Origin of the sequence: Sorangium sp. So ce119 (assembly GCF_051524405.1) — a bacterium.
GTDB classification, from domain to species: Bacteria; Myxococcota_A; Polyangia; order Polyangiales; family Polyangiaceae; genus Sorangium; species Sorangium cellulosum_G.
In genome coordinates, this window is the sequence record NZ_CP150310.1 from 137616 (window position 1) to 157996 (window position 20381).

The window sequence follows — 20381 nt, forward strand, 5'->3', positions numbered from 1 at the left end:
CGGAACCGCGAGGTGGACGCGGTCGGCCGCGTTTGACACCTCCCCCCGGGCGGCCAACAGATCGTCTCATGAGATCTCTCCTTGCCATGGTCGTGCTGCTCGTCCCGAGTCACCTCCTCGCCGAGGAGCCCGCCGCGAGCGCGCCGCCCGCCGGCGCGGCCCTCCGCTGCGCGGGCGGGGAGCCGAGCGCGCTCGCCGGTCAGCTCGACCCCTCGTTCGGGGGTGAGGGGACCGGGATGGCGCGGGTGCGCTTCGGCGCCGACGACGACGGCGGCTTCTTCAAGCTCGACGTCGCGGGCGACGAGATCGTCGCCGGCGGCTGGGGCCAGGGCGGGCTCGGCGGGGTCCGGTTCCGCGTCGCCCGCCTGACCGGAGACGGCGCGCGCGACCCCGGGTTCGGAGACGGCGGCATGGTGATGACCTCGTGGGCCGCCTCGACCGGCGACTACGTGACCCTGGCCGGCGTCGGGGACCAGCGCGGCGGCGCGATCGTCGCCGTCGGTTGGCGCGATCGGTTCGGGGGCGGCTCGGCGGACGTGGCGCTGGCGCGGTACGCGAAGGACGGGTCGCTCGACCCGAGCTTCGGCGACGGCGGCAAGCGCCTGCTCGACCTCGGCGGAGACGAGGTGATCCGGGCCGGCCTTGTCGCGCGCGACGACCGGATCGTGGCCGTGGGCCAGCGCGACGGGCGTCTGCTGATCGCGCGCGCGACCGCGGACGGCGCCCTCGACACGTCGTTCGCGCGCCCGCGCGGCCACCGGACCGTGGCGCTGGGGCCCTCCTCGGTCGCCGAGGCGGTCGCGATCGACCTCCGCGGCCGCCTCGTCGTGGTGGGCTCCGCCGAGCGGGACGGCCAGCGCGACATGGTCGTGGTGCGCCTCCTCCCGGACGGCGCGCTCGACGGCTCCTTCGGCGACCGGGGCGTGATCGTCGCCGGCGACCCCGGGATCGACGAGCGCGCGGTCGCTGTCGCGCTTTCGCCCGGCGGCGCCGTCGTGGTGGCCGGCGACGCGGGCGCCGCGGGGGCCCGCGACTTCCAGGTCCGCCGCTTCCTCCCGGACGGCGCGCCCGACCTCGCGTTCGGCGAGGCCGGCGTGGCGGCGTGGCCGACCACCGGCGGCGACGATCTGGCCGAGGACATGGTCCTGCTCCCGGGCGGCGCCGTCGTCGTCGCGGGCAACGGCGGCGACGCGGCCACGCCGCTGCTCGCGCGGTACACGTGCGGCGGCGCGCTCGACCCGGCGTTCGGCGACGGCGGCGTGCTCCCCGTCGATCTCGGCGAGTTCGGGGTGCTGCACACGGTGCGGGTGATCTCCGGGGATCAGATCCTCCTCGGCGGCGGCGACGTCGGCATGTCCCCGGGGCCCGGGACGTACGGCGTGGTGGCGCGGATGTGGATGTGAAATCAGGCCCCCTCGGCGCGCCTCCAGGCGAGGACATTCCCGGTCAGCGGCGCGCAGGAATTCAAGGAGCTCCGCCTCGAGCCCCAGAGTGACCTCGGGGGCTGGTCCCAGATCCAGCTCGCCGAGCTCGCGCGCTGCTTCATCAGCAACACCGCCCCTCTCCGCGCCTCGCGCGGGCCTTCCTCGAGCAAGAACCCCGCTGCCGAGGCGCGTCGAGATGCCTTGACGGAGCGGTCGGGCGCGCGTTGCATGTCGGCATGCTCCGAGCGATCGCCGAGGACGTGTGGGCGTACGAGAAGGACTTCAAGATGCCGTTCGGCGATCTGCCGTCGCGGACGACCGTCGTGAGGCGGGCCGACGGAGGCGTCGTGATCCACTCGCCGCTCGCGTTCGACGACGCCGCCGCCGCGGCGATCGACGCGCTCGGCGAGGTGCGCGCCCTCGTCGCCCCGAACTGCTTCCACCACCTCTTCCTGAAGGCCGCTTCCGAGCGCTGGCCGCGCGCGAGCGTGCTCGGGGCGTCCGGGCTCGAGAAGAAGCTCTCCGGCCTTCGCTTCACCCCGCTGCCCCGGTCCGGCGTGGCGCCGGAGATCGGCGACGATCTCGGCGTGCGCCTCGTGGAGGGCGTGCCGTACATCACGGAGCACGTGTTCCTGCACGCGCGGTCGCGGACGCTCATCGTGACGGATCTCGTCTTGAACGTGCACGAGGTCCGCAACTTCGGCATGAAGGTCTTCCTCTGGCTCGGCGGCGCCTGGAACAAGACCGCGCAGGACCACCTGTGGCGCCTGCTCATGAGGGACCGCGCCGCGGCCGCGCGGAGCGTCGCCGACATCCTCGCATGGGACTTCGATCGCGTCGTCGTCGCCCACGGCGACGTGGTCGAGGGCGACGCGAAGGAGCGGCTGCGGAGGGCGGTCGCGTGGATCGGCGGGGCGACCACGCTCCTGCCGGCGGCGTCGCCTGCGGAGCCCGGCGAGGCCGGGAAGCGCTCCGCCGGGGTGTAGCCGGAGCCGCTCCTCCGGGAGGCGTGACGCCGTATCCCGACGCCGTATCCATGGCTCCTCCATGGGCGCTCGGCCGCGGACGGACCTGAGCGCCGCTGGAGAGGGGCTTTACCGCGCGCATCTGGTGTGATGCAGTTTGCCGTGATGGCACCGAGCAAACCCAGGGCGCCGGAGGGCGATCTCGCCACCTTCCAGCGCGAGCGCTTCACGCACGACGGCGTCGCGCACGACGTCTATCGGAAAGGGAAGGGGCCTGCCGTCCTCGTGCTGACCGAGATGCCCGGGATCTCTCCCCAGGTGCTCGGGTTCGCCGACAGGGTCGTGGCGCTCGGCTGCACGGCCGTGCTGCCGAGCCTCTTCGGCACCCCTGGACGCGACCCGCTGGGGCCGGGCGTCACGGGCGCGCTCTACGCCTTCTCGTCGATGGTGAGGGCCTGCATCAGCAAGGAGTTCACCGTGTTCGCGACGGGGCGCTCGTCGCCTGTCGTCGACTGGCTCCGGGCCCTCGCCGCGTCGGAGCACCAGCGCTGCGGCGGGCCGGGCGTGGGCGTCGTGGGGATGTGCTTCACCGGCGGGTTCGCGCTCGCGATGGCCGCGGACGCCCGGGTGCTGGCGCCCGTGATGTCGCAGCCGTCGCTCCCTGTCGCGCTCACGAAGGGTGGGCGGCGGACCATCGACTGTGACGCCGCGACCCTCGACGCGGTGGCGCAGCGCTGCGACCGGGAGGGCCTCCGGGTGATCGGGCTGCGCTTCAAGGGCGATCCCCTGGTGCCGGGGGAGCGGTTTCAGCTCCTCCGCGAGCGCCTCGGGGAAGGGCTCGTCGCCGTGGAGCTGGAGCAAGCCGACGGGCACCCGGAGGGGCCCCTCAAGAAGCACCATTCGGTGCTGACCGGCGGGCTCATCGACGCACCTGGCGAGCCGACGCGCGCCGCGCTCGACCGGGTCCTTCAGCTCTTTCGCGACAAGCTGCTGGCCGGGTAGCGCGTCGCCCGGGGCGTCCGCCCCGCCCGCGCGGGCGGCGCTCGCCGGAAGGGTGCCGGCACGGGCGGTCAGCGGACGTCGATGCGTGGTCGAGACGTGCGGATTCTCATGTGATGAGACCCGACTTCGGCCTCCTGCAGGAAGTGAAGCCCTGGAAGGAGCTGCCCATCGACGAGGAGAAGATCGCCGAGCCGGGCGTCCCGACCTTCCGCGCGAAGCCCTCGAGCGCGGATCAGCTTGAACCACCCAGGAATGAAGAGACTTGAACCACAGAGGCACAGAGGGCACAGAGGCACAACAACAAAACTCTGTGCCCTCTGTGCCTCTGTGGTTCGTCTTCTCGGGGTTTCAACCTGTCTGGTGTCCCAGAGCCTGGACGAGAGCGCCGAACAGGAGGGGATACCGGACAACGTCTCGGTGGAAGACGACGAGCGCGGCGAGGAATCGTCGCTGAACAACCTGGCCCGCTCCATCGAGCGGGCCAGCGGGGCCTGACGGCCCTCGTCGACTCAGGGGATCGCCGCGGACGTGAACGGCACCGTGAAGATCTGACCCGACCTCCACGCCTCCGCGTGATCCGCGTAGTGGCACGTGCGCGGATCCCCGCTGATGCCGGTGCTCATCACCCCGAGCGAGCCGTCGAGCGGGGCGAGGTTCCAGATCATCCGCGTCGCGCTGAGCGAGTCCTGATCGAGCGCGGCCCACACCCCGCCTGCATCCTCGAACTCGCCGGGCGGGAGCCCCAGGACACCGATGTTCCCGAACCACCCGCCGATGTTCACCGTCGCGACGTCGCCCTCCGCGGGGAAGGTGCCGATGGCGAAGCGCGCGTCGTCGCCCGCGAGCGGGTGGTTGTAGGTCAGCGTGTGGATCCCGCCCCAGGTCCAGGCGCTCACGTCCGAGCCCAGGGCGTCGCGGAGCATCGCGTCTGCCTGGCCCAGGGCCGCGCGGACGGCCTGGTCCCGCGCCGCCCCCGGATCGATGCCCGCGGTGATGCCGAAGTACGGCGCGCGCGGGTTCTCGAGGGCGTCCATCAAGCCGGCGAGCTGGTTCGTGAGGAACACGCTGGGCGCGAAGGACGCGTATTCGTCGGGGCCGATCACGTCGCTCACCAGGTTGCGCAGCAGGATCAAGGTGAGCATCTCGTAAACGGCCGCGCCCTGGCTGCTCGCCGCCGCGCTCCCGTTCCACGCTTGCAGGGCCGCCACCGCCGCGGCGGCGCTCGGATCGTCCGCCGGCAGCCCGGCGCGCCCGAGCGCGGCCACGTAGCTGTCGCGCAGCGGCAGCCCGATCGTCGTCTGCGTGTCGAGCTGGATCGACGCCATGTCCTGCGGCGTGAGCGGCGCCGTCGCGGAGGTCAACCGCGTGGTGATCCGCTGCGCGCGCCAGGGCATGTCCCAGTAGTTGGCGAGGTGGACCGGGCGCCCCTGCGGCGCATAGCCCCGCGGGACGATCCGGTGGTTCGCCGTCACCAGCAGGTGCGAGGGCGGATCGTAGACCGAGGGCAGCTCGGCGTTCGTGGCGTACCCGGTCCACTCGTGTCCTCCCGTCCCCGGCACCGGATAGAGCGCGTTCAGCGGGCTCTGGCGCTGCGGCGCGAGGCCCGAGTTCTGGTAGCCGATGTGGCCGTGGGTGCCCTCGTAGTCGGCGAAGATGAAGTTCCAGCCGATGCTCTGCTTCAGCGCCGCCGCCTTGAACTGCGTCCAGTTCAGCGCCGCCGGCATCTCGAAGAAGCCGTCGACCTTCCACACCGACTGGCCCGCGGTCGACTTGAGCGCGAGGGTGCCGAACGACTCCAGCCCCTCCAGACCGTCGTTGAGGACAGGACCGTGGGGCGTCACGCGGAACGTCCGCTGCACGTTCGGCTGCCCCTTCACGCGGATCGTCTCCACGCGCTGGGTGACGGGCTTCCACTGGCCGCCCACGAGCACCTCCTGGCCTCCTCCGGACGCCGCGCGGAGCGTCTCCACGTAGAGGTCGACGCTGTCGAAGAGCGAGTAGGTCGGCACCCAGGCGATGCGCTCGGTGTGGCCGCTGAGGAACCCGGGGAACCCGGGCACCATCCAGCCTGCCACGTCGTATTGCCCGGTCACCTTGAGCTGAGCCACGTAGACGGCGGACGGGGTGGCGTGGGGGAAGTGCGGGTCGGTCGCGAGGAGCGGCTTGCCGGTCGAGGTGAGGTGTCCGTCGACGGCCCACGCGTTGCTCGCGCGCCCGCTGGCGAGCGCCATGCGCGGGGCCTGCCCGACGGTCCGGCGCGCCTCCGCCAGGCAAGACGGCGGCGGCGGGTTGACGATGGTCGCGGACGGCGCGCTCGAGCCGGGCGGCACGAGGAACTGGGAGATCGGGTTCAGGTTGCCCGCCGCGTCGAACATCGACACGCTGTCCGGAGCCTCCTTGATCAGCGTCGTCGAGACCTCCGTCCCGGCGATGGCCGCGACGGCGGCACGTTCGAGCTTGGTGAACCACGTCAGGGTGTCGAAGGTGACTCCCACGTAGATGTAGGCGAGGACGCTGTCCTCGGGGGTCCACGGATCCGGCTGATAGCCGAGGGTCTGGAACTCGATCGGGAGCCCGCCGCTGGAGGCCTTCGCGTCGGCGATGTACTGGTTCACGCCCGCGGCGCACCCCTGCAGGATGCGCTTGGTCCGCGAGGCGGCCGACGCGTAGCGCGCGGCGGCGAACGCGGACAGGTTCTGCGCGCGAGCGAGGAGGTCCTGCTCGAGGATGCTGTTGTCGTCGCCGGGCCCGTAGATCTCCGCGAGTCGCCCCTGCGCGCTCCGGCGCAGCTCGTCCATCTGGAAGAGCCGGTCGCGCGCCATCGCGTAGCAAAGGCCGCCGTAACCGGCCACCTCGTCCCCTGCGGTGACGTGGGACATCCCCCGATCATCCACGCGGATCGACACCGAGTAGCGCCCGCTGATCTCGAGGTTGATTCGCCCCTCCGCCGTCGGCTCATCCAGCCCCGCGCCATCGTGGGCGACGCTGCATGCAGCAGCGGATAACAGGAATGCCACGCCGGTCATTCGCCTCATCGCAAGGATCTCCTTCAGGGCCTCTCGCGAGGCCGTGCTCTACAGGCCATGTGCGCCGCCCTCACGCTGCGCTGATAAGTATTGCCCCGATGCGCATGTACGGAGAGCGCCTGACATTGCAGCGCGCCGCTCCGGATGTGCAGGACGGCTATCGAAACCGGCAACGTAGCATCGCTCCTGCAGGCGTGCCACGCGTCGTGCCCGGTGATCCGGGCTCGTGTCATCGAGCTGGCAGACCACACCGCTCGCGGCCCTCGCACACGGCACGTACGGCGCTCGGCGCGTGGTGCAGGGGGGTCGCCGCCGCCGAGATGTCCTCTCTGCGGGGCCGCTCGGGGCAAGGCGACGTCATAGACCGAGGAGGTCACGATAGTAAAGACTTTTTCCTACACCGGGCTCTGACCGCCTGAGCGGCTCGGCCTGCGGAAGATCATGAGCGCGCGGAGGACCCTCCGCCCGAGGACGCCGATCGCCTCGCACCCCGCGCGGTCACCTCAGATGAACCGCGCCGTGATGCTCCGCTCGCAGCGCTTCAGCTCCTGGGGCGGTCCCTCGAACAGCACCTCGCCGCCGGCGCTGCCCCCTTCCGGGCCGAGATCGATGATCCAGTCGGCCTGCCGGATCACGTCGAGGTGATGCTCGATCAGGACGACCGTGTTCCTGGCGTCCACCAGCCGGTCGATGATGCCCATCAACAGGCCATGTCGGAGAGGTGCACCGCGGCCTTGAAGCGCTTACCCTCGCAGATCTCGCAGGTGGAGACGATGCCCTCCATGAACGCCAGATCGGTGTACACAACCCCGTATCGATGACGCGGTGGGCGGGTGATCCCCCTCAGAATCGATAGAGGACGTTGCCCTCGTCGCCGGAGACGTAGATCGCGCCCGACGGGCCCACGGCGACGCTGCTCATCGCGAAGGTGGGCACTGTCCCCGTGATCGCGTCGAGCCCCACCTCGAGGCGCTTCGCCACGACCGAGGTGTGCCCGGTCGACGGATCGATGCGCAGGAGCCGGCGCCTGCCGCTCTCCACGACGAGCAGGGTGCCATCGAGATCGACGGCCATCCCCTCCGGCTGGTCCAGGCCGGCGGCCACCTCGAACGGCGGAGAGAGCGTCACGCCGCCGGACACGAGCTGGAGGACAGCGCCCGTGGCCCAGTCGGCGGCCCAGAGATCGCCGCCCGACACGGCGAGGCCCGAGGGCACGGCCATCGGCGCGAGCGTCTCGAGCCCGCCGCTGGTCTTGCGGACGACGCGCGCCGCGCCGGGCGCCGCGCCGAGCTCGGCCACCACGAGATCTCCCTGGAGCCGGACCGCGTTGAGCGGCGAGGCGAAATCGGTGTGGGTCTCGAGGACCGACTCCGTCGCCGGGTCGTAGACCTGAACCACGCCGGCGAACCACGCGCTGAGGATCAGCGACGCGCCGTCCGCCGACACCGTGGCGGGCCCGTGGAACTCCGTCTTGCCCAGGAACGACTTCGTCACGTCGAGCAGAGCGCCCGTGTCGCCGTCGAACTCCCGCAGCGACGCCAGGTCTGCGACATAGACCGACTCGTCACCTCCCTCGCTCACCACGGCCACGCCGCCGGGCAGGATCATGCCACCCGGGAGCAGCGTGCGCGCATGCCCGTTCGGCTCGATCCGGACGATGAAGCCGTCGGCGGCGCTCGAGACATAGAGCTTGTTCTGCGCGTCGATGGCCAGGTTGTCGAGGCCGGCGGGGAGCACCGCGAGGACCTCCGTGTCGCCGGTCGCGACGTCGATCCGCACCACCTCGCCGTTCTGATCGACCGCGTGGAGCCGGCCGAGCCCGTCGAACTTGACCGCCGCGGGGATGAAGAAGCCGTCCGCGACCGTCTGGACATCGCACTCCAGCTCCGGGTCGACCGCGTCGGTGCAGGAGTCCACATCGATGCTGACCACCCGGCCCTGCGTCCAGATCGGCCCGTACAGCCGGCCGTCGGGGCCCCAGTCCATGCCGTTCAGGAAGCCGAGGTTGCGCGTGATGAGGCGCGGCGGATCCGACAGCTCCGGATCGACCTCGTAGAGCGCGTCACCGAGGAAATCGAGGGCCACGAAGAGCCGACCCGTGTCGGAGAAGGTGATCGGGTTGACCCCGGGCGCGACGAGCTGCTGGGTGATGTCGCCCGACGGCGAGCGCCGCACGACGTTCCCCGTCATGAGCGAGGTCCAGTAGAGCGAGCCGTCCGGTCCGAACGTGAGGTCATCCGGGCCATCGACCCCGTCCGACCCGTCGAGCCGGCGCACGACGGCGCCGCTCTTGCGGTTCACGACGGCGATCTCGTTTCCGAGGAAGCTGGCGACGTACAGCTTGCCATCCGGTCCCACGTTCATCCCGTTGGCGCCGTGCAGCCGCGCGCCCTCGACGAGGACGTGGCGCTTCGCGTGAGCCGTCGATGAAAAGCCAAGGAGCAAGGTGCCAGCGAGCACGAATGCAAAGGGCCTGTGCATAGCTCTCCTTTCACCGCCGTGCGTTGGCCGCGGACCCAGGGATCACGATGACGTCGGGCGCGAGACCCGCGAGACGGCGAGGACTTCCCGCGGACGCGTGTGTCGCGCAGGATTGCATGAGCACGATACCACGGCGGTAGGCGCGTGTCCCTGCGGCCCGACGCGCGCGGGGTCGCATCGACGCCGCCATGGGGGCGGCTCGGCGTGCCCTCCCGCGCCGTGCGACCGTTCGGGGGTGCCGTGGCTCCCCCCGCGCTGGCTCGCGGCCGCCGCCGCGCTCGCCGGCGCCCTGGTCGGGGCCGAGGCGCGGCGCCGCAGGCTCAGTCCGTCGAGCGCCTCACTTGCGCCTGGCCATGAAGTCCTGGAACGCCCTGGCAGCTTCGGCCTCGACCTTCTGGACGTGGGGGCGCTGTCGCAGCAGCGCGAAGAGGCTCTGGAGCTGCGGCCAGTCGTCGTAAGGGTCCTTGCCGCTGAGCGCCTTGAGCACCACGCTGGCGATCGGCATCACCGTGATCGCGGCGAGATCCGCGTAGGTGAGCTCCCCGCCGGCGATGTAGGGGCTGAACTTCGCCATGCGCTGGAGGGCGCCGATGCCGCGCAGGACGCCCTGCTGCGCGCGGGCCACCTGATCGGGCGGCGCGCTCTGGCCGAAGAGCACCGCGGGCAGCACCGGGCGAACCGGGGTGTCGATGCTGGAGTCGATGACGGACATGATCGAGCGACACTGCGCCGCCTCCCAGGGGTCGGCGGGCAGCAGGCGGTTCTCCTTCGGTCCGATGGCCTCGATGTACTCGATGATCGCCTGGGACTCGATGAGACAGCCTGCCGATCCCGACCTCCCGATGAACGGGATCCTGCCCAGCGGGCTCTTCTCCAGGTACGCCGCGTCCTGGGACGGCGGCGCCACCTCCTCCACGAAGGGGACCCCCTTCTCGAGCAGGGAGAGCTTCACCTTGTTGTAATAATTGCTCAACGGAAAGCCATAGAGCGTGATCATCGGAGACCTCCTGTCTTCAGCGCGGCCCAGCAGACGGCATGCCCCCTGTCGCTGTCAAGGAGATCGTCACGCCTCAGGCGAGCTCCCCGTCACGGCGCGCGTCGGCGGATCTGCAGGAAAGGTCGCGCGGCGCGCCCTTCCATCACCAGCGCATCGCAGCTCGCTACCCTCGAGACAGCAAGTGGACGCCGGTACCCACCATGCCAGCGCCAGCGGCGCGCGCCGGCGCGGCTCGGATGGCGCAGCGGTCGAGGTGGAAGGCGGCCCGCAGGAGGTGGGGAAAGCCAGGAGATGGTCAGTTCAAGGGAAGGAGCAGCCGCGACGCGAGCGGCTTCTTCTGCTGTTCGCGTCTCGGCGCTTCAAGCGCAGGTCACTTCAGGCGAGGTTGAGGAAGCTCGATGCGACGGTCGTCCCGCCTTCCTGTCCCAGGCATGGCGCCGGTCGCGCCCGTCCGTGGGCCGGACGGGCAAGGAGAGAGACGCCGCTGCCCCGCCGCGTCAGATCTGCCGGCACGCGGCCGCGCAGCGGCGGCACTCGTCGGCGCACGTCTTCATCTGGACGTCGCCGGTGAGCTTGTCGCAGCTCGCCGCGCACAGGTCGCAGAGGGCCGCGCACGCGCTCGTGATCTGCGCGCGCTGCGGCGAGCTGCGCAGGAGGAGCTTGGAGGCCGCCTCGCAGATGTCGGCGCAGTCCTGGAGCAACCGCACGTGCGTCGCGTCGGCGTGAGCGCCCCCCATCTCGAGGCAATACTGGCTTGCATGGGTGCAGATCGCCCCGCAATCCTGGGTGAACCGGGCCACCTCCCGGAACGATCTGTCCCCCGGAAATCTGCTCATGAGAACCCCCCTTCGGTCAACCGGTCCGCTCCTCGCCGCGGGGCATCTCGCGACAAAGAGGCAACCTTGGTATCCAGAGGTTGAATGGATTGAGCGGCTTTCGCACGTCGGGCCATCCCGCATATGGGCCTCGGAACAGCGATTGACGCGCCGAGCCCTGGTGTCCTGAACGCGCCGCGCGACCGCCGGGGCGTCTGGGCATGCGCGCGCTCACCCGGTCGGAACGGCCGCTCCCGCCCCGGTCGCTCGCGCGGCGCGGCACCTCGAACGCCCCATCCCCCTCGAGGAGCTGCCCGGCGAGGTCGAGCTCGGAGGCCTCGCCCCCGCAGCCGCACCTCAGGCGATCGAGCCGGAGCGACGGCTCACGCGCGCTGTCGGTCGAGGCAGCTCACGCGCGCTGCCGGTCGCGGCGGGGCCGGGCGGGGCGGCGCGGCCGGGGTGTGCGGCTGGCGATCATGCGATGGGAAGCGACAGCGCGCTGCGGCTCCGGTCCGCGCCGCGCGAGGCGTTCACGCCGTTCGCCTCGTGGAGCTCTGTCGGCGCATTGTCCTTGCGGTCTGTCTCTTGCCTTGCGCGATCGACTCGACACGACAGGAAGGTCCGTGAGCCCACCGGACGACGCGCGAGCGTGCTTGTCCCTGGCGTGGGCGCGTCAACCCGGATCTCCGAAGAAGGCAGGAAAGAAGAGCAAGGCCATCAGAAGCAAGGCCATCGGAAGGAGGAGCGTGATGATCGGAGCTGTGCAGTTCGTTCGGCGGGCGCTGCTGCCCGCGGCGTGCCTCGGCGTCGCCCTGATGCAGGCTGGAGACGCGCGGGCCCAGGCCGTGAAGCCCGTCTGGGCCAGCAACACGTTCGAGTCGAGCGAGCACTGCGATCCGCAGACGAAGCTCCTCGCCGGCGACTACCTGAACCGCGGGTACGGGGTCTACTCTGCGAACCGCAAGTACCACCTCATCATGCAGGACGACGGCAACCTCGTGCTGTACCGGGTGCCGGCGCAGGCGCTGTGGTCCACCGGCACCGCCGGGCAGGCCATCAAGCACGCGATCATGCAGGCGGACGGCAACCTCGTGCTGTACGATTATGCGGGCCAGTCGAAGTGGGCGTCGAACACCCAGGGACACCGGGGAGCGTTCCTGGTGGTCCAGTGCGACGGCAACCTGGTCATCTACGCGCCCACCTAGCGCCGGAGCGGCGGGCCTCGCGCGACGATCGACCGAAAGATCCGCCAATCCGGCATGAAACGGCGCCCTCCCGCGGAGGCGCCGCGCGCGCTACGTCGTGATGATGATGAATGACGTGGTGGACGAGATGACGGGACGGCTGCTGGCCGACGCGGGCATCGGCGCCGGCATGCGCGTCCTCGACGTGGGCTGCGGTCGCGGGGACGTCTCGCGGATGATCGCGCAGCTCGTCGGGGAGAAAGGGCAGGTGGTGGGCGTCGACCGCGACGCGCCTTCGATCGCGGCGGCCCGGGAGCGGGCGCGTGAGCTCGGTCTGTCGAACATGACCTTCGCCGAGGGCGACCTGGGCGCGCTGTCGCCCGAGCACGGCCACTTCGACGCCGTCGTCGGCAGGCGCGTCCTGATGTACCAGCCCGACGGCGTCGCGGCCGTGCGCAGCCTCTCCCGCGCCCTGCGCCCCGGAGGTGTTGTGGTCTTTCAGGAGCACGACGCCACGATGGTGCCGGCGAGCGTCGCGCCGCTCCCGCTCCACGAGCGCGTGTCTCACTGGATCTGGCGCACGGTGGAGCGAGAGGGCGCCGACATTCACATGGGCTTCCACCTCGCGGACGTGCTGGAGCAGGCGGGGCTCGCCGTCGAGCGCGTGCGCGCGGAGGCGGTCGTGCAGACGCCCCGGACACGCTACCGCACCGTCGCGATCGTCCGTGCCATGCTGCCCCGCATCGTGCAGCGGGGCGTCGCCACAGAGGCCGAGATCGACGTCGACACGCTCGAAGAGCGCCTCATGGAAGAGCGGACGAAGGCGAACGCCACGTACATCAGCGACATGGTCTTCGGCGCGTGGGCCCGGAAGCCCGCATAGCCACTCCGACCGCGCCGGGGCGGCGACCGCCCCGGAAGAGCTCGCGCTCGGCCCGGTTCGAGCGGGTCCTCGAGCTCCGATCGAGTCTCCTGGTCGACCTCAAACGGGCGCGTGCGGGAGCTGGACGGCGGCCCTGGCGGGGGCCGGCGGCGTCATCGATCTCCTGTGGATGATCCACTCCGCGACGGCCACGTTGATGACCCAGCCGGCGCCCATGAGGAGCGCTCTCGCGTCCTCGTTCGGCTGGCCGACGAGCAATACCCACGGCACGTGGGTCAGCACCTGAGTTCCTGCGCCGAGACCGATGGCATAGCCGCGCAGCATCCAGGCGCCGTGGCGGACGAAGTCGCGCCGCCAGACGGCGACCACGCCGAGGAGGAGCGACGCCAACATGGCCGAGCCGAACAGCAGCCGGAGAACGGCGAGAGCGTCGCCGTCGCCCTCGGGGAGCTCGTAGCGCGCCTGCATCCATAGGCCCGAAGCCGCAGCGACGATCCCTGACGGGACCAGGACCCACCCCGCCGCGCGGTGCCAGCGAGGCCTCCGGCGGCGGAAGCCGGAGGAGAACTGGAACGCGCCCAGGACCGCGAACACGCTGACGCTGAGGATGTGCAGCACGATGGGCAGGGGCGCGGCGAAGAAGCGCGCGTTGTCAGGGGTGATCTCGGCGCCGGCGCTCAGCTCGGTCAGGCGAAACGCACCGGCAGCCACGGGGACCGCGCTGAGGCCGATCAGAGACGCGGGCACGAGCCAGTCTCGCCTCGCCGAGGGGGTCGTGGTGCGCTTGTTCGTCATGACGCGAACCTAGCCACCGCCCCAGGTGCCTCACAATTGGCGCAAAGGCCAGAGCTCGGTCGACCAGGAGTCCGATGGGGAGATCCTACTTTCGGCCAGGTGCGCCGCCCGGCCCCGGTCCGATGGGTCAGTCCCGAACGCGACCGGTCTCGTAGGCCCAGATGGCGATCTCGACGCGGTTGCGCGCGCCGAGCTTGGTCATGAGGCTCGCGATGTGAGCCTTGACGGTGCTGAGGCTGATGTGGAGCTCGTCAGCGATCTCGGCGTTGGTTCGCCCGCGGGCCACCGTCAGGAGCACCTCCTCCTCGCGCGCGGTGAGGGCCTCGCCGGGCTGCGTTCTCCGCGGGTTGGGCTGAGAGGCGGCGAGCGTGGAGAGGAGCCGGGCGGTGACGCTCGGAGCGATCAGGGCGTCGCCGTTGGCGGCGGCGCGGATCGCCTGCGCGAGCAGGTCGGGACCGGCGTCTTTCAGCAAGAAGCCGCGGGCGCCGGCCTTGAGGGAGCCATACACGTAGTCGTCGTGGTCGAAGGTGGTGATCACGACGACCGCGAGCGGACGGTCGACCGTCGGGCCGGCGAGCCGTCGCGTGGCCTCGATACCGTCGATCCCGGGCATTCGGATGTCGAACAGGCACACGTCGGGGCGCAGCGCGAGCGCCAGCTTCACGGCCTGGTGTCCGTCGGCGGCGACCCCCACGACCTCGATGTCGGGCTGGGCGTCGAGGATCATGCCGAGCCCGGTGCGGATGATCTCCTGATCGTCGGCGATGAGGACTCGAATGCTCATGTGGACCGTCCATTCCGGGGCAGTACAGCCGTCACCGTCCAGCCGCGCTGTGGGCCCGGGCCCGCGTGGCAGGTGCCGCCGAGCAGCTCCGCCCGCTCGATCATGCCGACCAGACCGTACCCCCTCGACGCGGAATGGCGAGCATGGACCGCGTGACCATCGTCGGTGACCCGCAAACGCACGGAGGCGTCGTCGGCCGTGACGTCGACTTCAATGCGGGTCGCGCGGCGAGCGTGCCGGCGGGCGTTGGTGATCGACTCTTGCGCTATACGAAAGATCGCGGCGGAGACCGAGGACGGCAGGCCGTCGAAGCTCCCGGTCAGCTTGACCTCGACGGACGGTCCTGCGGCGGATGGGCTCGCGAGCCGCTCGATGTCGGCGATCTGCGGGCTCGGAGCGAGCTCGGCCGCCTCGTCCCGGCGGAGGAACCGGACCATCGTGCGCATTTCCCCGAGAGCGCGAGACGCCTCGTCCGCGATCACGCGGAGCGCGTCCACGGGCGCCTCGGGGCGCGCCGACGCGGCTGCCAGGCCCGCTTGCGCGCGGATCGCGATCGCCGATACGTGGTGGGCGACGGTGTCGTGCAAGTCGCGGGCAAGGCGCTCTCGCTCGGCCAGCTTGGCTTCGGCGAGCTCTCGCAGGCGCACGCGATCCCGATAGCGCACGGCCGCGCCCAGCGCCATGGTGGAGCTCAGGACGGCGGAGCCCCCGATGATGTCACCGATCTCGGCCCGGGTGGAGATCAGATCAAACGACGCCGCGGCCGCCACGATCGACAATCCGAGGATCGCTTCACGGCCCGTCCCCCACCGGAACAGGGAGTAGGGAAGCAGCAGCATATACGCCATCGTGTGCAGCCCTGGCGGCTCGCTGCCGGCCGCCAGGGCCGCGATCTTCATGGCCGTGACGAGGCCAAACGCGATCACCACCATCAGCAGCGGCCTGGTCCTCCGCCACAGCAGCGTCGGCAAGAGCCCGACGCCGACGACCAGCGAAGCGGCGCGCCACTGGAGATCGGATCGGAACGTGGCCTCGAGGAGCCCGACCGCGGCGAACGCCGCCAGGAGGACCCAGTCCATCCGGACGCGTCGAGGTGGGTGCGGTGCTCGCGGTTCGGACCACACGGATCGAAAGAACTCTCGCACCTGGGTGACGCCGCGTCAGCAACCGGGCGCTCGGCAGATACCCATCTTGATGCGCGCGATCTCCTGGAGCTCCTCGGCGATCTCGAGCGTGCGCAGCGCGGCGGCGCGCGCGAGGGCCTGGGCCTCGTCGGTGACGGCGAGGCGCGCGAGGAGCCGCCGGCCCATCTCGTGGTGGTGGCCCTCGTCGGGCTGGATGACGTCGCGGTAGAGCCGCGCGGTCTCGGCGTCGCCCTGCGCCTCGCAGTACTCGATGAAGGCCTGGTTGTGCACCTTCGCGAGCGCCTCGCGCGTGAACTGGCCCGCCGCGACGCGCTCGACCGTGGAGCCGAGCCCCTTCAGGTACGCGTACATCGGCGTGGGCGCCCCGAACCTGGCCGGCAGGGCCGCCGGGTCGACGCCGAGCGCGCGGAGGCGCTCGGCGATGAGCCGGTAGTGCCGCGCCTCGTCGCCGCACTGCCGGGCGAGGGCGAGCTTCACCTCGACGTCGGTCTCGGTGGTGAGCCAGAGCGCGGCCTCCTCGGTCGCCTCGAGCTCCTTCTTGAGCGCGGTCGCGAGCAGCTCCGGGATGCCGATGCCGCTCCGGGGCTCGGCCGCGCCGGCCGCGGCGCCGATGTGGGCGAGGCGCTCGCCGACCTTGCGATCGAGCTCGTCGAGGAATTCCTCTGCATTCATGTGGGACATGATGGGTGCGCCCCGGGCGGCAGGTCAATAGGCGGCCCCTTCCGCGGGCGAGGGGAGGGTGTACGATCCCGGGATGGCCTGGAGCTTCCTGCCCTCGTGGGTCGATCTCGAGTCGGTCTCGATCTCGTTCGAGCTCCCCGCGCGCACCGTCCTGAAGCGCACCGGGGTGGCCGCCCTCGCGACGTCGAGCGCCACGGCGCTCCGTCTGACGCTCGCGCCGGCGCTCCTGCGCGTCGCGTTCGAGCCGTACCTCGTCATCGACCTGCCGCCGCCGCTCGGCGACATGGGGCTTCAGCAGGTCGAGTACGACTTCCGCACGGGCGCCATGGCCCCCAACGTGTTCTACACGGGGGGCCTCGTCCGGGTGGGGAAGGGTTCGGCCGAGGACGAGGCCCGCGCGTTCATGCGCGATCTCGTCACCTCGACGCCCATGGCCATGCCCCCGTACGACCCGACGAGCGATCGCGATCTCGTGCTGACGGTGCGTCAGGTGCTCTCGAACCTCGAGTCCGGCGGCGGCGGTCCCCCCGTCCGCGGCGCGCGCCTCTCCGCGCGGCTGACGCTGCGGCAGGAGCTCGCGGGCGCGGTGGGCCCGGACGGGTTCTGCATCCCGGCCGGCGCGACGATCGCCGCGAGCGTCGATGTCGAGGGCACCCGGGAAGAGATCGAGACGGCGCCGCGCGTGCGGCGCATCGAGGTCGACTGTTCCTCCGCGGTGCTCCGCAAGAACGGATCCGACCAGGCGGATCTGCGCCGCTTCGTCGTGCACCGCGGCGGGGACATCTTGGTCGAGCGGGTGGAGCCGCTCGGCGCGGCGGGCCAGGCGGCGGGGGTCGAGTCGCTCGTGCGCCTCTTCGGGGCGCTGGCGGCCGGCGGCGGCGTCGCGCTCGACCCGCAGCGCCTCGGGCCGAGCGCTGTCGAGGGGCTGGTCAAGGAAGAGATCGCGCGCGCGCTGCGCCCCGTGCTCGTCGACTGGGTGCAGCAGAACGCCGAGATCGTCGCGGGGGTGGACCTGCGGAAGGTGCTCGGCATCGCGGGGGAGGGGCAGGGCGTGGCGTGAGGGGTCGCGGCGGGCGGTGGGCGCGTCCCAGCCGTCGACACGGTTCACCGGGGACCGGGCGTCGCCGAGGTCGCCCTTCCCGGCCGAGTTGGGCTAGGTTGCGCCAGGGCGGCCCTGCCGCTCCCCGCCTCGACGAGGCAACGGAGACCCGGGCGAATGTGGCGTCGCGTTGAGCTAAGGAACTACCGCAGCATGGAGCGGGTGAGCGTCGACCTGGCGCCGTTCACCGTGCTCGTCGGGCCAAACGGAAGCGGCAAGTCGAACTTCGCTGATGCCCTCGTGTTTGCCCGCGACGTGGCGACGGACGCGGCGACGGCTGTGGAGCGACGCGGCGGGATCGCCTCGGTGCGGCGCTGGAGACCGACGAGGCCAACCGATGTCACCATCGACATTCGCGCCGCGCGCTCCCAGGAGGCGCTGGAGACGGATTACATACGTCATCAGTTCACGATTCATAGCGGCCGCGAAGGAACGTGGACGTTCAGCCGCGAGCTCATCGAGGTGATCGCCGATACGGAATCTGCGTTCAGGCTGGAGAGGACGCCCAGGAAGCTCGACATCGGACCTGCGAACCAGCTCGCGCTACCGTTCCCAGGGACTCGAGGCGCCCCGGCGCTCAGCGAGACCGCGAGCGCGATGGTCCTCGCCCGCCAGTTGCGCCATCTGTCTCAGCACACAGCTCTTCGCAACGTGCGCCGGATCCGGTTGAATCCCGAGGCAATGCGGCAACCGCAAGCGGCGGCGGAGAGCAGGCGACTCGATGAGTCTGGGAGTAACATCGCCGTCGCCTACCGCAGCCTCAAGCCGCCAGTGCAGGAGGGCGTGATCGAAGCCATGCGGAAGATCGTGCCAGGTCTGGCGGGGATCTCCGTCGAGCCGCTCGATAGATTCTTGCTGCTCAAGTTCGATCAGCGCCAAGCCGGCGATCAAATCGCGACGTTCTCGGCCGCCGAGATGTCCGAGGGCGCGCTGCGTGCGCTTGGCATCATCGTCGCCGCGCAGCAGATGAATAAGGACGAGCTTCTCATCATCGAGGAGCCCGAGGTATCCATTCATGTCGGAGCGGCGCAGCTTCTCTTCGATGTCCTGGAGAAGGCATCAAGGAAGGGGGCTGTGCTGGTGACGACCCACAGCGCCGATCTCCTCGATGCCGCCCGCGATGAGGCGATCCTGGTCTGCTCTTATCGAGCGGGCGTGACGCGCATCGGCCAGCTCTCTTCCGCGCAACGGGAGGTGGTACGGGGCGGCCTCTTCTCCGTCGCGGAGCTGATGCGGTCGGAGCCGCTCCGCATCGAGGGCGAGACCCCGGAAGTCGTCGAGCACTGAGCGCTCTCCGATGAAGCGTCTCGTGTGCATCGTGGAAGGCAAGGGGGAGGTCACCGCGATCCCCAACCTCTGCTCGCGCGTCATCCGGCACTATCTGGGAGCCCAGGACTGGGTCGTCGATAACGATCCCATCCGGCAGCCGCGGGGCATGCTCGTCGATGAGAAGACGAGGAGCCCGCTCAGGCCCTGCAATGCTCAGGGCCTACGGCGCGCGCTGGCTCTCGCGAAGGCAAGACGCGCAGACGCAGCGCTCGTGCTGTGCGACGCCGACGACGATTGTCCGGCGAAATGGGGGCCGCACGCGACGGAGCTGATCAAGAGCATCATCGCGGGAGCTGCGGTCATGGTGCTGCGCGAATACGAGACGTGGCTCCTGCTAAATTACAGTGACGACGAGCTGAAAAGAGCGAAGGTGGCTGCACCTGAAAAGGTGAGCGGAGCCAAAGAAAAGCTCCGCCGGCTGGTTCCGGAATACTCGCCATCCGAGCACCAGCTCATCGAGACGAGACGCATCGACATTGCCCGCCTCCGCATGCGGTCCGACAGCTTTGACAAGCTGGTCCGTGTTCTGGGCGCTCTATGTGGCGCGACACCGCCTGGGCGCGATTCCGACAGTTCTCCTCGGGCGAGGCGAGCCTGACCTCGGATCCATCAACGCGACGCCCTCTTCGTCCCGCGAGCCCGGCCGAGAGAACATGCAAGCGCGGATCCTCGCGCAAGGCTTGGCGCCGGCTTGGTCGCTGTGTCAGCGCTGTCCGCCGTTGGCACACATGGCCCAGCGCATGCCGATGAGCCCGGTCCGTGCGAGCCTCTCGGTTCGCGTAGTCACGATGGAATGAATTCTGCCAGCACGATGCTCCTCCGGGATGTCGAGCTGCAGGACGGGCTCGCCCTGGTTCCCCCTTTACAGCGCTTCCGGCTGTTCTAGGTGCTCACCATGAGATCTCTTCTTCACGCACTGACCCGCCGGCGATCGATTCCCCTCATCCCCATCGCACTTCTGTGTCTCCACTGCAGCTCGAATGTCGGGTCGGGCTCGAACAGCGATGGCGGCAGCTCCGCCGCGGAGGGGGGCGGCAACTCGGCCGGTGAGGGCGGCGGCGGCAGCTCTGCCAGCGAGGGCGGCGGCAGCGCTTCCGGAGCGGGCGGCGGTGCCACCGGAGGGGGCGGCGGCTCGACCGGCGAGGGCGGCTCGACGGGCGAAGGCGAGTCGACCGGCGAGGGCGGCTCCACGGGTGAAGGCGGCTCGACCGGCGAGGGCGGCGGTGGTGGGTGTCGCCTGCCGGAGGATCCCGCGGTGTTCGAGATCGGGACCGGCGAGACCTGCTTCGAGGCCATCGAGGCTGGCGCGACGCTGCCGGTGATGGCCGGGCCCCAGGGGGGGTATCACCTCTGGCTCTCCGTCGCTTGCGGCGATTGCGGCGAGTACGCTCGCCTGCGGTACAGCGTCAAGGACCCTGCGACCGGGGACCTGTTCGCATCGGGCAGACCGCAGGAGAGGGTGGTCGGGATGGTCCCCGGGGAGATCCCGTCCGCGGCCGGGCTCCCCGCGAACCTCCCCGGAGGGATATGGGATCCGGACTCCGTGCTCCCGGAGGGGACCCACGTGATCCTCGCCGCGGAGCTGCGCAACGATGACGGCTCGACGAAGCACGCGGCGCAGGTGAAGGTCGTCCTCGGCGTCACCCAGGCCTGGATGCGCCCTTGCAGCGACGACCCGGAGACCTGCGGCGCCCCGGGTGGGACGCTGTGCTGCACCGATTGAGCGACGCCGCCCCTGGCGGTCTTCTCTTCGCTTTTGCCACCCTGAGCG

General features: G+C 70.7%; 19 protein-coding genes and 1 pseudogene. 11 read left to right on the forward strand and 9 right to left on the reverse strand.

What is annotated here, in order from left to right; all coding sequences use genetic code 11:
• Positions 1–68: 68 nt before the first annotated feature.
• The 5 genes from WME76_RS00535 to WME76_RS00555 all read left to right on the forward strand — a co-directional run bounded on the left by WME76_RS00535 (position 69) and on the right by WME76_RS00555 (position 3886).
• Positions 69–1403: a hypothetical protein gene (locus WME76_RS00535; protein ID WP_437958272.1), complete on the forward strand. Its 1335-nt coding sequence runs from the start codon at positions 69–71 to the stop codon at positions 1401–1403.
• Between the two features lie 257 nt (positions 1404–1660).
• The gene (locus tag WME76_RS00540; protein WP_437958273.1) at positions 1661–2410 is read left to right on the forward strand and encodes a DUF4336 domain-containing protein; all 750 of its coding nucleotides are present in this window, start codon (positions 1661–1663) and stop codon (positions 2408–2410) included.
• Between the two features lie 144 nt (positions 2411–2554).
• Positions 2555–3391 (forward strand): dienelactone hydrolase family protein, encoded by an 837-nt coding sequence (locus tag WME76_RS00545; protein ID WP_437958274.1) that lies wholly within the window; start codon positions 2555–2557, stop codon positions 3389–3391.
• A gap of 113 nt (positions 3392–3504) precedes the next feature.
• Positions 3505–3657, forward strand: a complete 153-nt coding sequence (locus WME76_RS00550) for a hypothetical protein (protein ID WP_437958275.1) — start codon at positions 3505–3507, stop codon at positions 3655–3657.
• Between the two features lie 94 nt (positions 3658–3751).
• The gene (locus tag WME76_RS00555; protein ID WP_437958276.1) at positions 3752–3886 is read left to right on the forward strand and encodes a hypothetical protein; all 135 of its coding nucleotides are present in this window, start codon (positions 3752–3754) and stop codon (positions 3884–3886) included.
• Between the two features lie 14 nt (positions 3887–3900).
• Here WME76_RS00555 and WME76_RS00560 read toward each other — a convergent pair whose 3' ends face one another.
• From WME76_RS00560 to WME76_RS00580, 5 genes and pseudogenes are all read right to left on the reverse strand, one after another.
• Positions 3901–6408 (reverse strand): penicillin acylase family protein, encoded by a 2508-nt coding sequence (locus tag WME76_RS00560; protein WP_437958277.1) that lies wholly within the window; start codon positions 6406–6408, stop codon positions 3901–3903.
• 512 nt (positions 6409–6920) lie between these two features.
• A pseudogene (locus WME76_RS00565) lies at positions 6921–7228 on the reverse strand (hypothetical protein); the annotation flags it as partial.
• A 32-nt stretch (positions 7229–7260) separates the two neighbouring features.
• A complete protein-coding gene (locus WME76_RS00570) occupies positions 7261–8898 on the reverse strand; it encodes a hypothetical protein (protein ID WP_437958278.1) in 1638 nt (545 codons plus the stop codon).
• A gap of 337 nt (positions 8899–9235) precedes the next feature.
• A complete protein-coding gene (locus tag WME76_RS00575) occupies positions 9236–9895 on the reverse strand; it encodes a glutathione S-transferase family protein (RefSeq protein WP_437958279.1) in 660 nt (219 codons plus the stop codon).
• 497 nt (positions 9896–10392) lie between these two features.
• The gene (locus WME76_RS00580) at positions 10393–10731 is read right to left on the reverse strand and encodes a four-helix bundle copper-binding protein (protein WP_061614817.1); all 339 of its coding nucleotides are present in this window, start codon (positions 10729–10731) and stop codon (positions 10393–10395) included.
• A gap of 728 nt (positions 10732–11459) precedes the next feature.
• Between WME76_RS00580 and WME76_RS00585 the strand changes: the two genes are divergently transcribed.
• The gene (locus WME76_RS00585; RefSeq protein WP_437958280.1) at positions 11460–11915 is read left to right on the forward strand and encodes a hypothetical protein; all 456 of its coding nucleotides are present in this window, start codon (positions 11460–11462) and stop codon (positions 11913–11915) included.
• A gap of 106 nt (positions 11916–12021) precedes the next feature.
• Positions 12022–12777 carry a methyltransferase domain-containing protein gene (locus WME76_RS00590; RefSeq protein WP_437962234.1) on the forward strand — a complete coding sequence of 252 codons (756 nt, stop codon included), beginning with the start codon at positions 12022–12024 and terminating at the stop codon, positions 12775–12777.
• Positions 12778–12876: 99 nt separating this feature from the next.
• On the opposite strand, the gene WME76_RS00595 is transcribed toward WME76_RS00590, so the two are convergent.
• The 4 genes from WME76_RS00595 to WME76_RS00610 form a co-directional block, all read right to left on the reverse strand.
• Positions 12877–13572 carry a DUF2306 domain-containing protein gene (locus tag WME76_RS00595; protein WP_437958281.1) on the reverse strand — a complete coding sequence of 232 codons (696 nt, stop codon included), beginning with the start codon at positions 13570–13572 and terminating at the stop codon, positions 12877–12879.
• 127 nt (positions 13573–13699) lie between these two features.
• The gene (locus WME76_RS00600; RefSeq protein WP_437958282.1) at positions 13700–14356 is read right to left on the reverse strand and encodes a response regulator; all 657 of its coding nucleotides are present in this window, start codon (positions 14354–14356) and stop codon (positions 13700–13702) included.
• Positions 14353–15501 carry a sensor histidine kinase gene (locus tag WME76_RS00605; protein ID WP_437958283.1) on the reverse strand — a complete coding sequence of 383 codons (1149 nt, stop codon included), beginning with the start codon at positions 15499–15501 and terminating at the stop codon, positions 14353–14355. The genes WME76_RS00600 and WME76_RS00605 overlap by 4 nt, the downstream gene beginning before the upstream one ends.
• A gap of 15 nt (positions 15502–15516) precedes the next feature.
• Positions 15517–16173 (reverse strand): ferritin-like domain-containing protein, encoded by a 657-nt coding sequence (locus tag WME76_RS00610; RefSeq protein WP_437958284.1) that lies wholly within the window; start codon positions 16171–16173, stop codon positions 15517–15519.
• Positions 16174–16255: 82 nt separating this feature from the next.
• On the opposite strand from WME76_RS00610, the gene WME76_RS00615 reads away from it, so the two are divergent.
• The 4 genes from WME76_RS00615 (at position 16256) to WME76_RS00630 (ending at position 20333) form a co-directional block, all read left to right on the forward strand.
• A complete protein-coding gene (locus WME76_RS00615; RefSeq protein WP_437958285.1) occupies positions 16256–17242 on the forward strand; it encodes a hypothetical protein in 987 nt (328 codons plus the stop codon).
• Positions 17243–17398: 156 nt separating this feature from the next.
• Complete coding sequence (locus tag WME76_RS00620) at positions 17399–18568, forward strand: AAA family ATPase (RefSeq protein WP_437958286.1); 1170 nt, start codon at positions 17399–17401, stop codon at positions 18566–18568.
• A 10-nt stretch (positions 18569–18578) separates the two neighbouring features.
• The gene (locus WME76_RS00625) at positions 18579–19208 is read left to right on the forward strand and encodes a hypothetical protein (protein ID WP_437958287.1); all 630 of its coding nucleotides are present in this window, start codon (positions 18579–18581) and stop codon (positions 19206–19208) included.
• Positions 19209–19505: 297 nt separating this feature from the next.
• Positions 19506–20333: a hypothetical protein gene (locus tag WME76_RS00630; protein ID WP_437958288.1), complete on the forward strand. Its 828-nt coding sequence runs from the start codon at positions 19506–19508 to the stop codon at positions 20331–20333.
• The last annotated feature ends 48 nt before the right edge of the window (positions 20334–20381 follow it).

What these genes read in the sequence shown, in the direction of transcription:
- WME76_RS00540 (WP_437958273.1), top strand. Translation starts at nt 1,661, where the DNA reads ATGCTCCGAGCGATCGCCGAGGACGTGTGGGCGTACGAGAAGGACTTC.
- WME76_RS00590 (WP_437962234.1), top strand. Translation starts at nt 12,022, where the DNA reads ATGAATGACGTGGTGGACGAGATGACGGGACGGCTGCTGGCCGACGCG.
- WME76_RS00550 (WP_437958275.1), top strand. Translation starts at nt 3,505, where the DNA reads ATGAGACCCGACTTCGGCCTCCTGCAGGAAGTGAAGCCCTGGAAGGAG.
- WME76_RS00620 (WP_437958286.1), top strand. Translation starts at nt 17,399, where the DNA reads ATGTGGCGTCGCGTTGAGCTAAGGAACTACCGCAGCATGGAGCGGGTG.
- WME76_RS00585 (WP_437958280.1), top strand. Translation starts at nt 11,460, where the DNA reads ATGATCGGAGCTGTGCAGTTCGTTCGGCGGGCGCTGCTGCCCGCGGCG.
- WME76_RS00545 (WP_437958274.1), top strand. Translation starts at nt 2,555, where the DNA reads ATGGCACCGAGCAAACCCAGGGCGCCGGAGGGCGATCTCGCCACCTTC.
- WME76_RS00600 (WP_437958282.1), bottom strand. Translation starts at nt 14,356, where the DNA reads ATGAGCATTCGAGTCCTCATCGCCGACGATCAGGAGATCATCCGCACC.
- WME76_RS00615 (WP_437958285.1), top strand. Translation starts at nt 16,256, where the DNA reads ATGGCCTGGAGCTTCCTGCCCTCGTGGGTCGATCTCGAGTCGGTCTCG.
- WME76_RS00595 (WP_437958281.1), bottom strand. Translation starts at nt 13,572, where the DNA reads ATGACGAACAAGCGCACCACGACCCCCTCGGCGAGGCGAGACTGGCTC.
- WME76_RS00570 (WP_437958278.1), bottom strand. Translation starts at nt 8,898, where the DNA reads ATGCACAGGCCCTTTGCATTCGTGCTCGCTGGCACCTTGCTCCTTGGC.
- WME76_RS00630 (WP_437958288.1), top strand. Translation starts at nt 19,506, where the DNA reads ATGAGATCTCTTCTTCACGCACTGACCCGCCGGCGATCGATTCCCCTC.
- WME76_RS00575 (WP_437958279.1), bottom strand. Translation starts at nt 9,895, where the DNA reads ATGATCACGCTCTATGGCTTTCCGTTGAGCAATTATTACAACAAGGTG.
- WME76_RS00625 (WP_437958287.1), top strand. Translation starts at nt 18,579, where the DNA reads ATGAAGCGTCTCGTGTGCATCGTGGAAGGCAAGGGGGAGGTCACCGCG.
- WME76_RS00580 (WP_061614817.1), bottom strand. Translation starts at nt 10,731, where the DNA reads ATGAGCAGATTTCCGGGGGACAGATCGTTCCGGGAGGTGGCCCGGTTC.
- WME76_RS00610 (WP_437958284.1), bottom strand. Translation starts at nt 16,173, where the DNA reads ATGAATGCAGAGGAATTCCTCGACGAGCTCGATCGCAAGGTCGGCGAG.
- WME76_RS00535 (WP_437958272.1), top strand. Translation starts at nt 69, where the DNA reads ATGAGATCTCTCCTTGCCATGGTCGTGCTGCTCGTCCCGAGTCACCTC.